This window comes from Plesiocystis pacifica SIR-1 (assembly GCF_000170895.1).
GTDB classification, from domain to species: domain Bacteria; phylum Myxococcota_A; class Polyangia; order Nannocystales; family Nannocystaceae; genus Plesiocystis; species Plesiocystis pacifica.
The window spans coordinates 92,729-106,890 of sequence record NZ_ABCS01000018.1; the positions used below are offsets into that span (position 1 = coordinate 92,729).

Consider the following 14,162-nt stretch of genomic DNA (forward strand, 5'->3'; position numbering starts at 1 on the left):
CTCATCGAGCTTGAACAATGGTGCTGTGGACTTCTGGCAGCCGGAGTGCCACCACATACCCCACCCATGGCTTCGCCGTGCCGACCTCTAGGGATAGGTGGTGGATCTGCACTGACAGCCGGTCGGGATCTTGAAAAGATCGGTCACCTGGATACCGATCAGCTCCCGCGCTTGAGCGTCCTTGAAAAAGCTGTTTCACTCGGTCCCTTCGATCCAGAGAGCGCGTTCGGACCTTACCATCGTCCATCAAAAAGACCGAACACTCTGCCCCCAAGTCATCATCAAGAAGATCGGCGATATGACAGTTTGCAGAGCAGTATTTCACACTGTCATCCGTGGATGCCCAGGCTAAATGAGCCAGGAAGTTCGAAAAGACACCTTGCAGCCGAACGGTCGCAACTCGATGTCGCTCGAAACCCTTCACTGTCGAGAAAACCAAGTGGGACAGAACGTGCTCGACAAGTCGCGTATTCTGCGAGGAAGAACCTTCGTCAATGTGCGGACGAGAAGCCCAGCACCAACCATCCGGCAAACGCGGCCGCATGTAGGGGGTCGACAGGATACTATTTCGGGTCGGTTTCAGATTTGACTCCAGGTAGAACGCGCGGCGCCAGTCTTTGAGCGACCGCCCGCTATAGGACGCCAAATCTTTTCGCATTCGCTCCTCATGCCGAAGGTACCCTTCATAGATCTCCCGCACAGACGCAGGTAAGTAGACCCTACACAGTGACAGATATGACTTACGATAACCAAAAAACCGTGCTCGCTGCTGTATCGTGTCGGCGGTAAACCCACCCGGCCCACGAGGCATATATGTCACCGTCAGCCCCTCAACAGTATACCCTCGCCCCAACTTCTCCCCCCCGACCAATATATGAGCGTACGCATTATCCCACTTCACCTCTTCGCCATCTTTGTTGACTTTGGTAAGGGACACTCGATTCACGGAAAGTGGGAGTTGCTTCTTTATTGAGCCAAAGGGAGGGACGCGAGGGACGCCTCCAAACTCATCCTCGTAAGACTTCCTGAACTCACCGACAATCGCCCCGTATGAGGACGAGTCATCGCTAGGGTTCAGTAGCGCCTTGGCCCAGCCACTGACAATGGAGGTACACCAATGAACATAAGCATCGTGAACAGCGGTTCGCTGCGAAGGGTGAACTAGCATCGACCGGTGGCCAGAGTCGCCATCCAACTCTCCGATTGACACACCTAGCATGAAAAAACGAAGTGCCTCGACGAGACTCTCAGGCGGGGTCCCATGGATATCATTCGGAGAGTCACAAATATCATCTGATGGAATATCCCTAACCAAGCCCTCTCTCTCTGATCCAAAAAAAGACTTTCCCCCTGTGTAGGAGCCTCCCGGAGAAATCACCTCCGCAAAATCGGCAGACAGAGTGTCGACTTGAGATATCAGAAGAGGAGCTTGGGGTGTGGCTGTGTACTGAAGATAAGAGTTGTGAGGTATTGCGGCCCGCAATTCATGAATCCTCTGATACGTCGTTGAGGGGCCTGATTTTTCATCTGGCCTTGTGTTCAAACTGGCCTGATCTGCCTCATCATCGAAGATGATCGTAGGACATCCATCCAGATCAAGGCTCGCAATTACATCTGTGAGATGTGCCAACCACTTGTGATGCTTCATCACTACGATAACGGCAACCCGCGCATCTTTCCGATCTTGAGCACTTTCAGCCTTCCATTCTCGGACGCATGCCGTGAGAGGCTCGATGCTTGTTCGCCCCTTGGGATTCTTGAGCAACAACCAGGACCATGGAGACGCGGCCTCACGCAGGTCACTTGAGAGCCGTGACCAAGTTTGATCGACGAGATTCTTCGTCCCCCCCGCAATGTAGATAAACAACCGGTATCCCAGGTCCCGCCCCATTGCAGTCACCATGGTCATCGACAGAGTTTTTCCACTCTGAACATAGCCACAGACAAGACCTGTAAGCCGGCCCACTTCCCTCGATACGGGAACACAAGACTTTAGTATTCGTGCAGACTCTTCTTTGACTGACACCACACTTGCAGCGGGCACTCGCTCAGTTCGCAGTAGGAAACTCTCTAGTCCTTCTGCAGCACTGAGTCCTTGCTGCTCAATCATCTTGGTACTCTCCCACAGGACCAGATAAGGCCCGAAGCAATTCGTCGAAATTTTGGCGAACGATCCCCGCCTTGGGGACATCACTCTCTCGTGCAGTGATTTCAGCGATTGCCAGTGCTGCACCAATACGGGTAAAGGGTATGAGTTCACTGTGATCCGGCGTAGCGAACCTCTTCTGAAAGGGGAACTGAGTATTAATTCGGATCACAATTCGATCCCGAGTCTTCCTCGGATCGAATGAGTGTCGAATCCACTTGTCGGACTCTGCCCCATTTTCTAGCTGAACCGATATCCGCCAAGTTCGTCCCGCATGCTCAAGCTTCATCAGCCCATCTGACTTGGATGAACCTTCTTTTGGGGTAGTGAGCCTACGCGGAGGACTGGGAGGGTTGTCAGGGCTGCGGCTAAGTTGCTCGTCAACGACAGGGGGGAGACTCTGCACTACATTCGCCGTCGCATCCTGTGCAGCATGATGCATCGTTGTCGGAGGAGACGCCGTCCTCCCTTTCCGGTAGTGGAGCGCCTGCTGGATCAGAGGAAGGCTTCCCTTATCCAATTCCTTTTTGAGGCGTTTTGTTATCTCCTCTTCCAACTCGTACCACTGAACACCATCCTTGGTATGACTGACAGAGAACCCTTTTACATTGATCTCTCCAACCAGGCGCTGATACACAAAGCTGTTCGATTTTCCGAATATTTCTTCTGGTCGATAGGCGGTTCCAACACTGCCCTGAATCAGGCGCTTCCTTCGAAATATTGCAAAACCTGCGTTTGCAGCGCTCCCCTTGTCGAGCAGACCCGCCCACCCCTCAATTTGGGCACCATTATCAAGAACAACTGATATATCCTTCCTCCACAAACGGGGCTTGCCCTTCCTCTTGTAGTGTGGGGCAACCAGCATCTCAGGTTCTTCGTAAGAAAGCATATCATCACCCACCCAGAGTAAGAGCTCTCCTGAGAGGATAAATTTTCGAAAAATGGACGCAAGGTGGCTTTTTATCTTCCCAATTGTCTTAGTCCGAGGCTGGTGATTGAGGTCTTTGAGGACTATATGGGTGTAGTGTCGGTTCTTCGCCTCCTTCCTTGAAACGATTGCAACCTTATCCAGTCCTGAAGTCGATATTTGGGGGACGTCAAAGTATACCTCGCGGCGAACAGTTTCGCCTAGTGCAGATGTCCGGACACTCCACTCCTTAGCAAACCAGCAAGCGGCGGCCTTCATTCCAAGGCCAAACTCTGACAGGCCGGTTCTGTCAGGAGGAACCGCTGCCGGACGGAAAGCTCGCCCAAAATCCCTCTCCGCGATCCCCGCAGCGTTGTCAATGATCGTGATGAGACCATCGTCTATCGAGATGTCTACCCTGAGGGTATAGTTTGACCCATCGGCCTTTCTTAGCGCCCTCTTATTCGCTAGGTAGCTTTGAAGAGAGTTGTCCACAAACTCTGCTAGTGCGTGCCAGGGAGTGTAGTTCAGCCGCGCGAACGCAGAGTACATAGCTACTTCTGGACGAATATCGATCGTTTTGACCATCATTACCTCCGCCGCGGAGACGGGCCTTTGCCAGTCCCTGGATGGGCAGCGTGTTTCCCACGAAGATGAAGAAACTCTTTTGGAACTGGGCGAACTGGGTGACGGCGTGGGATAGGCCGCGAAGCTCGCTCTGGCAGTAGACGAAGGGTTCGCCTGACCCGCTCTCCAAAGAATTGCCGTCGAATCTCAAGGCCTAGTAGTTCACCAATCGCAGATGGGACTGCATTGCCGATCTGACGATGTGAGATGTGACGGCTCGCGTCAAATCGATAGTCCTCGGGGAATGTCTGGAGGGCGGCGAGTTCCTCAACCGACAGTAGGCGATTCCGCCAGTGAAATGGCCCCGCTGAAGGCCCTGGCCCAGCAGGAATTGTCCAAGATGGCTTGCTCTTGGACAATTTCAAAAGGAAGCTCCAGTACTTTGTTCGCCAGCCGAACAGTGGCTCCCCTCCCATGCGACTCGTGTGCCACTGGTAATTGTGTCCCTCGGGTATGCTAGGAAGTAGGCCTGCCCAGCGACCTGTTGGAGACAGCTCTTTTGGCCAACGTTTGTTGTCAAGGTGACCGATCGCATCCCAGGCAGTGATATACTCCAGCGCGCCGTCACCATGTGTCGGCGATGGCATACTGAAGTCTTTCCCTTCGATGCTCGCCAAGACAAAGAGACGCTGACGGAACTGTGGCACCCCATAATCAGCAGCATTTACAAGGAATGCATGGGGTCGATAGTTGACACTGTCATGGGCAGAGTTGATCTCTGCGAGACGATGCTCAATCAGCTTTAGCGCCCCGCCCTTTGGCGATGCCAACCCAGGAACATTCTCCAACAAAAGGGCTTGGGGAAGTGTGGCCGCGACAAATGAGAAGTAGGCATCGATCGTCGCCGCTCGAGGGTCGCCGTAGCCTAGAGTTCCGTCGTCGGTCCACAAACTAGCTTTTGACCAGGGCTGACATGGAGGTCCGCCCGATACAAGGGAGAGTTGCCGGCGCTGGACACCGGCTTGGGCCATGAGAGAGCTAGACTCTCCCAGATGGATATCCCCCGGTGTGGATAGAGGCCAGTCCGGCCTATTGGCACGAAGCGTCGAGCGGCAAGCCGTGTCTTTCTCCACACACAGTCGAACCTGAAACCCTGCCTTTTCAAGCCCGAGATCAAGACCACCGGCTCCAGTAAATAGAGAGATTGACGGATGCTTCGTGTGAGCCACGGTGCCTACTTGGTTTCCGCAGTGATTGATTTTAGAGCTTCCTGGGCACTTTCCAGGCTGAGACGACATATCTGGTCACGGTCAGTACGCTCTCGAACCAGAAAAAGCCCTTCTACCAAGAAGTACTTCTTACTCACTGACAGCCGAACGTGTTCTGAAAACTGGTCGAGTGTCCGGGCCAAAATGACAAACCTATAGAACGACTCAAGCTGCCATTTTCGGGATTCATGAAGGGCGTCGTCATAGACATCCGAGTCCCAGGCCTGCTCTGCCCACCACTTGTCCTCATGATAGTATCCTTTACCCGAATCCACCGCATTCTTTCGAAAGTGATCGAGATAAGCAAGGGTCCGGTCGCATAGGGCCATGATCGAATTCTCTAGCTGCGGATAGGTCCCAGGCCAGATTGTTCCAGCGCCAATATTCTGCATCTGACGACGAGCACCAGCAAGGCGGCGCGGCATGGTGTTCGAAACGGCGTGTCGCGCAATTTCATCCCACTGATCAAGATAGAGCGCAATGGTTATTGAGTCGATAACTTTAATGTAAACCTTATTTTCTAGTGAAACTTCCTCGACGTTTAGGCACTCCTGAACCCACTCTTGGTGTTCATCTTTGATCCGATGAAGACCTCGACGGGATATGCGTCAGGAGCTTCATCGACGACAGTATGACAGTGGCCACAAAGAAGTATCAAATTGAAGTATCGGCGCCTTTCGTCTGTCGTAAGAGGTGAATTGCCCCGAGGACCATCATGCTCAGCCGCGACGATGTGAGCCATCTCACCGAGAGTCACCGAGCGGACCTCGGTATCCAGAGTCAGAGGCACACGGCACTTGGAGCATCGACCGGCGGCTCGTGACCAAAGGATCTTTTGGTCCTTTTCGAGGATCTTCTTGCGGGTCTTCCCCTCGACTCGCTCAGTGTTGTCCGTGCTCACGAGCCTGGGATTGTAAGGGTCAGAAAACAACAAGGAAACCACTTGTGTTGCGGGCGCTCAAAGGGGAACTGCACACTGAGCACATGGCGCGTCCTGCTTGCATGCTCACGCTGACACTTGCCCGTGCCACGAGCCCAACGAGATCCCCTCTCCTCCGTCAGCCGACGGCAGTTCTCGATCGGGAACTCGAGCAGGGGCGGTTCTGCATGCCTCGACGGTACACGGTTCTACGGAGGAACGTCCACCGAGCTAGGGTTTTTACGCGCCTTTCCCGCAGCGCGGTAATCGCGTCATGGCCCGAGCTACTCAGCCTCGGGCAGGTCGAACTCCCGCGTGTCAAAATCGAGTCGCTTGACCCACCTCGCTATCAGCCCGGCTTCACGAGCAGTTTCCATGTCCGCTCGGCCCGCCTGGCTCCCTTTGCGACGATGTGGTGCGCGGGAATTCCGTGGCACGAGCCAGGGCTGAAAAACTGTCCGATTTGACAAGGGCAACTCCAAACGGCCGACCTCTGGCTAGCTAGGGGGGATACTACCAGTGTCAGGAGCTCTGGGTCATGCCCCCAGTCGGTGGGTTAGAGTCCCTCTAGCTCCTCAAAGAGGAAGCCTTGAAGCCCTGATGCCTCGATCGCTTGACGGACTTCGCTCGATATGAAAGTCGGAGAGTGCTGGATCCTAGGGATGCGGAAAACCGTTTCAGTATATGCCTCCGGCTTCCATACGATCCGTTCGACCCACAGGATGTTGTCGGACTCGTCCTGTGGGGACTGCCCCCCCTCGCCCCACTCAACGCCGCTCCGCTCAACGTCAAGGACATCCGCGAACCGGGTGCAGTTGTAGATGAAAAGCGGCTCGTCTTCGCAGTCGACCGGCAGAGCCTCGCCCCTGGCAAGAAGGACATCTCCGAGGATGTCCAGGGCTCGTTTACTGAGGCATGGAGAAGACGTTCCGAAGAGGCTGGGGCAGTCGCTGCGCGGACCAGGCTCGTCACTCCTGACAACCCTGGGTGGAGACCATTCGGTGATGAGAGGAAGACCTCGGACCGCCATCATCACTTCGAGGTCAGACTCCGAAGCGTGTACGTAAGCCTGGAAGTTGCCGACGTCACTCTCGAGTTCGTAGATGCTTCTCAAAATGGAAACACTCCCTTTGACAAGTCATCGGCAATCCTGTTGAGGATCTTCGTGGCCTGCTCGCTAGTCTTGGCGCGTCGTAGTCGCTTGGTGACCGCCATGTAGTACTTTTCGGTGTGGAGTTTGGGGTGGTAGGCAGCCTGCGATGTCGCTTTCGCGGCCTTTGTCTGGGGCAAGAATACACCATTGACTGCGTCGTCAATATCGATCCCAAGCCTTTCGAGCCTGAGACGGGCCTCCTTGGCAGATTTTGCGGCTTTGGCGACGATGTGGTGCGCGGCGTGCCCATGGGGCCTCGTGAAGCCCGCGGCGATCAGGTTCTTGCCCAGGCGCCTCGAGCAGCCGCCGTTGTGGACGAGGAACGCGACGCCGTCCACCATGGCGAAGTAATTGTGCGTGCCCTCGACCTCGAGGTTGAAGACGGCCGCCGGTCCGGGTAGCGAGGCCTTACCGATGAGCTTCACGGGCTCGCCGCCAAGGGTGAGGAGTTGGGTGCCCTCGCCGAGGTGCTCGCCCCGAACGTAGGCGTCGAGCTCCGGCACATAGAAGGGGTGGTCGGGCGTGGTGGTCAGAGTTAGGCGCTCACCGTCGGCATCGAGCGTCAGCCGGAGGAGCTCATCGACCTGTCGTTCGCTCGTTCCCGTGATGATCTGCTGGGTGAAGCCCAGAACATTTCCGCGCTCGTCGAGGTCGGCTGCGAGGACCGTGTCTCCCGCGCGCAGCTCGTCGATGGGTACGGGCCCGTCCGGCGTCAGGACAGGGGTCCCCTCGAGGAAGCAGCCGAACTCGGGGAGAGCTTCCATGAGGGCGTCCCGGATGCCGCCGCCGTTTTGGGACAGGGCACGCTGAAGCAAGGAGCGGCCGCCGCTCGCCAGGCCCTCGACCGCGCCGACCCCGGCCGTCGCCGCCATCTCCGTCAGGAGCATGGTCGCGTGGTAGGGGATGCTGTCGGGCTGGCGTGCGATGGCCTCGCTGCCCAGCAGGCCGCCCACACGACCCCGCTCGTAGGCCGCGCGGTTGGTGAGCGCGCCGAGGTCTCCCGTGGAGGCTGTCCGGACGGCCGCGACCGCCATGCCCAAGTGATCGTTCGAGTAGGCGAGGTTGGTGAGCCCATCGAAGACGCCCAGCCCGATGTCGCTCCCCGTGCTTTCGGCCATCCCAGGCGCCCCGGAGGCCTCCCCCGCGGGACCCCGGGCTTCGGCTTCGCTCTCGGCGTTTCCGCTGTTTTGGTCCGCGGTTTCGGCTTCGGGGCTATCGGGCCCATGATCCGTTGGGCTTCCAGCCTCGGATTCCCCGAGGTCGGTGTGGCTTTCGAACTCGTTCGGCGCGACCTCCCGAATCACAAAGGTGCTTCCGCTCTTGTTCGCGCCTTCCATGGTGGGAGAGGTCGAGTCGGCGGAGGTCGGCGCGTCGGAGGCCGGGGAGGCAGGCTCGGAAGAGGGGGCAGGCGAGAACCCGGAAGGGTCCGTGAGCGAGACAGGGTTGTTGACCACGTAGGCGAAGCGGTTCCACCCCGCGGTCACCCCGGGCGCGGGCACGAAGGGGTCCGCGCTGGCCATCCGCCCGAGCTTGGGGTCGTAGAGCCGGCCTTTCATGTTGACGAGCCCGAAGTCCAGCTGGCCCTCGTGCCCCGTGAAGCCGCGGTTGACCTCCCCGGGCTCGAGGAACTCGTCGGGGGTCGTCCAGTCGTCGGGGTCGCGCAGCTTGCCCCACGCGTCGTGGGAGCGCCGCTGCGCGGCGTGACCGGCTTCATCGGTGACCAGGTCGACGGAGCCGAGGTGGTCGTCGTGGATCGTGCGCTGCTGCTGCTCGACGATCAGATCCGAGCCGACGGTGAAGCGCAGCTCGCCGATGACGCGGTCGGCCGCGTAGAGGTAGTAGCGGTGCTCGAGCTCCTCGCCGCCTTCGGCGGGCCGGGTGTCCCGCTCGTAGAGGCCGCCGACGTAGACGGTCTCTTGCTCCTTCGCGCTGTCGTAGCGCCAGACCCGACCCTCGTCGGCGTCGTAGTCGAACTCGAGCTCGTGGGCGCCGCGGGTGATCAGCCAGGGCTTGTCGAAGGCGGTGTACTCGAAGCTGGCGGTGCCCTCGGCGTCGGTGCGCTCGAGCAGCAGGCCGGCATCGTCCCAGACGTGCCCCACCCCGCCCGCGAGGGTCAGCCGGCCCAGGCCGTCGTATTCGTACTCGCCGACGTCGGTGGCGTAGGCGAGGTTGCTGAGGCTGTCGTAGGCGAAGTGGCGCTCGTGGACCTTGGCCCCTTTCAGGGCCCGGGTGATGGCCAGGCGGTGGAGGTGGTCGTAGCCGAAGTCCTCCCGCTGCCCGCCGCGCACGTCCTCGCGCGCGGCCAGGGTGCCGACGGGGTTCCAGTCGTAGCGAAGGTCCTGGAGCGGATCCGCGGGGCCGAGCTCGGGGTCGAGGGTCTGGATGCGCCGGAGCTTGCCGGTGAGCGGATCCCAGCCGCGCTCGGTGACCAGGCCGTTGGCGAAGCGCTCGCGGGTGAGGTTGCCGTGCTCGTCGAAGGCCTCGGCGGTCCACAGCGCCTCGCCGGACTGGTCGCGGACCTCGAGCAGCGCCCCCTCGTCGCTGTAGGTGTGGCTCACGCCGATCGGGGCGACGTGCGGGGCCGCCGGGTAGTGGACGCGGGCGAGGCGATCGCGGTCGTCGTAGGCCATGCGGGTCACGAAGTCCTCGCCGTGGATCGTGTTGACGACGCTGATCGGCCGCGCGAAGGCGTCGTAGCTGATCGCCTTGGAGACGCCCGTGGCGGAGAGAGAGGCGCTCAGCAGGCCCGGGGTCTGCTCGTCGTAGGTCCACGTGCTCAGGCCGTCAGAGTCCATGCGCGCGTCGAGACGGCCGAGTTCGTCGTAGCCGAACTCCGTGAGCAGGCCATTGCCGTCGACGACGGAGGCGAGCTCGTCAAAGGCGGTCCAAGCCAAGTCCTGGTGGCCCTCCTGGGCGTCGTAGCTGGCGATCAGCCGACCCAGGCGGTCGTGCTCGAAGGTCTTGACCGTGGCCGGGGCTTCGCCAGGCGGGAGGAGCAGGTCCTCGCCGGGCTCGATGCAGTCGGGGCGGACGCGGACCACCTGAGAGAAGGGGCCGTGGTCGAAGCACAGCCGCTCGGCGTCCGGGGTTCCGCCGGCCCGGGTGCGCTCGACGACGCGCCCGGCTGCGTCGACCCGGGTCACGCTGCGCTCGCCCGCGGCGTCGCGGTGCTCGGTGGTCAGGCCGCTGTAGTACCAGCGCTCGAAGCTCCCGTCGGGGAACTCGTGCAGGGAGAGCCGGCCCGCGCCGTCGTAGGAAAAGGCGTGCTGGCCCGGGGGGACTTGCCCCCCGAAGCTAGGGAGCGTGCTCGAGTGGACCCGGCCTTCGCTGTCGTAGCGGGTCCGGGTTTCACGCTGGAGGCCGTCGGGACCCACCCAGGCCTCGCGCACCGGTCGGCCGAGGCGGTCGTAGTCGGTGACCTCGCTGCCGTGGCCCAGGGCGCTCACGCGCACGCTCAGGCCGCCGCCGGAGCTAGGGAGGTAGCTGAGCGTCGTGTCGTCGCCGCGGGCCTTGTTGATGTTGGCCGCGTAGACGCGCACGCCCGTCGTCCGGCCAAGGCCGTCGATGTCGACGATCTGCCGAAGCCCCGCCATGGTCGTCGCGTCGACGAGCACGCCCAGGCCGGGGTGCCACTGCATCGAGCGCGAGTGGCCCAGGGCGTTGCTGACCTTGATCGGGAACACGCCGTCGGGGCCGTAGGCGATCGTCAGCTCGCGGGAGTGGAGGAAGAAGTCGGTGTGCGTGACCTTCTCGACGTTGCCGAAGGCGTCGCGCAGGTAGGCGGTGTTGAGGTAGAGCAGCGGGTGCTCGGGCTCGCGGGTCTCGCTGGCGAGGGCGCCGGTGTCCGGGTCGTAGGCGTAGGCCGTGGTCCGGGCGACGGAGTCGGGGCCCCCCGGCCCGCCGACGCTCGTGATGGTCTCGCGGACGATCTGGCCTAGGAGCCAGGTATCGAGGTCGTGCTCGATCTGGCGTCGCGCGGTGGTGACCACGTCGGGGCCGTTGGCGATCCCCGTGGTCGCGCGCTCCTGGAGCGGCATGAGCAGCGCGTCCCGGCTGAACACGCTGTGGGTGGTCTGGCTCAGCAAGTGCTCGTCGGTGAGCTCCTCGGACGAGCAAAAGCCCAGGGAGAAATCCGCGAAGCAGCCCGGGAGCGTCCAGACCTTCGAGACGCTCAGGTTGCTGACGACGTGGTAGGCGCCCGGGACCGTGGGCTCCGCCTCGAAGGTCCGCGCGGTCCGGCTCGCCCAGACGCGCCCGGTCTCGGGGTCGCGCCGCTGCTCGGTCTCGCTGGCGAGGCGCCCGGCGAAGGGGCTCGCGGCGAGGTCCTCGTCGTAGAGGTGGTTCCAGAACGAGCGGGTGCGCTGGGCCACGGCCACGCCGTCGACCCACTCGGTGGTCTCGTGGCGGCGAAAGCCCAGGCCGCGCCGCTCGAGGCGATCGTTGCGGCGGCCCTCGTAGCGGTGGGTGTACTCGCGGAAGATCGGGGCCTGCGTCGACCCCAGGCCGGTGTCGATGCGATGGCGCTCGACGACCACTTGTGGGCTCCGGGCGCAGTCCTGGGGCCAGCTGCAGGCGTCGAGGTCGAACGCCTCGAGCCTGGGCTTTTCGTAGTCGGTGAGCGAGGCGTAGTCGATCTCGACGCGCTGGCCCATACCGTCGGTGATCGCGGTGATGCGATCCGGGACCTCGCCGCGGTGGCGCCAGATGTCCCAGTGGCCGTTGAGGGCGAAGGACCAGAACACCGGGTCGTGCAGGCCGTCGCCGTCGACGTCCATGGCGGCGAGGGAGCGGGCGTTGATCGAGACCTGGGTCCACCAGGTGGGGCCGTCGGGGAGCGGCTCGACGGCGAAGCTCCCATCGCGCTGGGAGAGCCAGGCCGTCCAGCTCTGGGTCTCGGCTGAGGGGACGAGCAGATCGATCGCGCCGTCGGCGTTCCAGTCGAGGGGGCTGGCGCTGGTGAACTCCCGGAACAGCATCCCGCCGGGCTCGTCGGCGAGGGCGACCCAGCCCCCGTCGACGAAGCGGCCGCCGACGTTGAGCCACAGCCGCACGCCGCCGAGCTCGGGCTGGGGCGGATCCGCGGTGAGCACGGAGGTGGCGATGTCGAGGCTGTCCTCGACGCCGTCGCCGGTCTGGAGCTCGTAGCGGAGGATGTCGGGAAGGCCGTCGCCCTGGACGTCGACGATCTTGTCGACGCCGACGGTAGGGCCGTGCCAGGGGTACTCCTTGGGGACGTTGAGGATCGGCGTGGGGGCCCAGCGCCAGCGCTGGACGACGTCGGGCGGGAGTCCGGTCTCGGCCCAGCTCGCTTCGGTGAGGCCCGCGTCGAAGACGAGGGCGCGGTAGTCCGCCCACTGCTCAACGGGGAGCCAGCTGTCGGCGCCCGGGGCCTTTCCCGTGATCACCAGCGGGCTCGCCACGCCGTCGCCGTCGTGGTCGGTGAGCACGAGCTTGTCGAGGGCCGAGCAGTGCAGCTGGGTATCGAAGGCGGCCTCGGGCTCGAAGCCCAGGCCGGGCGTGTTGGGGAGCAGGCGCCAGGTACCGGTCCAGCCCTCGAGGTCCTCGGGCTCGCCCTGGCAGTAGAGTAGGTCGCCCAGGCCGTCGCCGGTGAAGTCCGCGGCGGCGTAGATCCACGCGGGCGTGTCGGGGCCGGAGATGTCGAGGGAGACGTCGCCGAAGCCGTCCTTGGTCGGCGAGGTGATCAGGAAGCCCCACACCGCGAAGCCGTAGGGGTAGCCGGGCGAGCCCGTCTGCGTCGCTGCGATCGCGTCGTCCCGGCCGTCGCCGTCGTAGTCGAAGGCGAACATCGGCTGGTCGACGCCGATCGACTGCGGGTCCGAGGCCGAGAGCACCTCGGAGCGGAGGCCCTCGGGGAGGCTGTACATGCCCTCGGGGCAGTCCTCGGGGTCGACGTCGCCGTAGTTGTGGCCGCAGATGTTCCCGTTGACCGCGGTGGCCTCGGGCTGCATCTGCCAAAACTCCCAGCCGCGGCTGATCGGGGCCGGGACGCCGCTGTTGCCGGAGGCGACGAGGATGTCGGTGAGGCCATCACCGTCTCCGTCGAGGACGACCTGGGCGCTGGCGTAGGGGTCGTGGTGCCACTGCGAGTAGGTGTGCGGAAAGGCCACGCCGTCGAAGGACCAGGTGTCCTCGACTTCGTTGTCAGCCGCGAGCTCGCCGAGGGAGTACTCGAAGCGGGTCGCCGGGCGGCACACGCCATCGGCGGCGCACTCCCGGATCGCCGTAATGCGTGAGCGGGCGGTGATGCTGTCGTTGGCGTAGGTCAGCGGCCAGCGGCGGACGAGGTCGTCGTCGACGAGGGTGCGGACCTCCGTGAGGCGGTGGGCCCGTGCCGTGGGGATGCCGAGCTCGCTAGCGGTCGAGCGGACGAAGCCGGTGACGTCGTCGGGCCGGGCTTCGTACTCGAGCTCCACCTGGCGCGTGCCGTACTCGACCCGGGCGAGGCGGTGGTCGACGCGGGAGAAGCCCTCGGGGGTCGGGAGAGTCTCGAAGGCGTAGGCGTAGCGGATCGTGTTGCCGAAGCGGTCCCTGCGGCTGGAGAGCGCCCAGGATTGGGTGCCGACATGGGAGCGGACCTGGCCGTCGTCGCTGCACCCGTAGCGGTCGATGAGGCCATCGGCGCGGCGAACCTCGAAGGCCATGCCGGCCGGGCACTCGCTCGGGGTGAGCAGCCGGACCTGCGCGAAGCTGTCGTCGCGGGTCCGGTACTCCGCGCCCACGGCGAGGTGCTGGCCGGACGCGAGGACGAGGCGCTGGCCGTCGAGGCAGAGCTGGTCGTCGTCCGTGAAGGTGAGCGGAGCCAGCTCCCCGTCGAGAGCGAGGCTCGGCCCGCACCGGGAGATGGCCGACTGCCCGGCGAGGCCCCAGCCCACGCCGAGCAAGCCATCACCGGAGGCGCTGTCGTAGACCAGCGAGAGGTTGGGGGCGTGCCCGCCTGGGGCCGGGGGCAATTCTAGGGGGATGGCGTAGTGCGCGGAGCCCGTGTCGGTGACCTCGAAGCTCCCGGGCAGCGTGCCCACCGGCGCGGTCGGAGTGAGCTGCGGCTCAGGCGGGAGGACGGTCGGCGGCGGGTCGACGACGGGCGGGTCCGCCAGCGCGACGGGGGCGCTGATGAGCGTCCCCGCGAGCGCGAGAAGCAAGGCTGGGCCGATGGCACGATCCGCTCTGGTCCACACCTCTTT

At 62.6% G+C, this 14,162-nt stretch carries 6 protein-coding genes; all 6 read right to left on the bottom strand.

The window, feature by feature from the left end; all coding sequences use genetic code 11:
* Position 1: 1 nt before the first annotated feature.
* The 6 genes from PPSIR1_RS51195 to PPSIR1_RS11855 all read right to left on the bottom strand — a co-directional run bounded on the left by PPSIR1_RS51195 (position 2) and on the right by PPSIR1_RS11855 (position 14,120).
* Positions 2–2,191 carry a Z1 domain-containing protein gene (locus tag PPSIR1_RS51195; protein WP_086001254.1) on the bottom strand — a complete coding sequence of 730 codons (2,190 nt, stop codon included), beginning with the start codon at positions 2,189–2,191 and terminating at the stop codon, positions 2–4.
* Positions 2,103–3,644: an ATP-binding protein gene (locus tag PPSIR1_RS45960; protein WP_086001241.1), complete on the bottom strand. Its 1,542-nt coding sequence runs from the start codon at positions 3,642–3,644 to the stop codon at positions 2,103–2,105. The genes PPSIR1_RS51195 and PPSIR1_RS45960 overlap by 89 nt, the downstream gene beginning before the upstream one ends.
* Positions 3,644–4,918: a DNA cytosine methyltransferase gene (locus PPSIR1_RS51200; protein WP_157595460.1), complete on the bottom strand. Its 1,275-nt coding sequence runs from the start codon at positions 4,916–4,918 to the stop codon at positions 3,644–3,646. The genes PPSIR1_RS45960 and PPSIR1_RS51200 overlap by 1 nt, the downstream gene beginning before the upstream one ends.
* The gene (locus PPSIR1_RS49240) at positions 4,855–5,313 is read right to left on the bottom strand and encodes a hypothetical protein (protein ID WP_198154496.1); all 459 of its coding nucleotides are present in this window, start codon (positions 5,311–5,313) and stop codon (positions 4,855–4,857) included. The genes PPSIR1_RS51200 and PPSIR1_RS49240 overlap by 64 nt, the downstream gene beginning before the upstream one ends.
* 1,050 nt (positions 5,314–6,363) lie before the next feature.
* Positions 6,364–6,921 carry an imm11 family protein gene (locus PPSIR1_RS11850; RefSeq protein ID WP_006971297.1) on the bottom strand — a complete coding sequence of 186 codons (558 nt, stop codon included), beginning with the start codon at positions 6,919–6,921 and terminating at the stop codon, positions 6,364–6,366.
* Positions 6,918–14,120: an AHH domain-containing protein gene (locus PPSIR1_RS11855; protein ID WP_006971298.1), complete on the bottom strand. Its 7,203-nt coding sequence runs from the start codon at positions 14,118–14,120 to the stop codon at positions 6,918–6,920. The genes PPSIR1_RS11850 and PPSIR1_RS11855 overlap by 4 nt, the downstream gene beginning before the upstream one ends.
* Positions 14,121–14,162 lie beyond the last annotated feature (42 nt).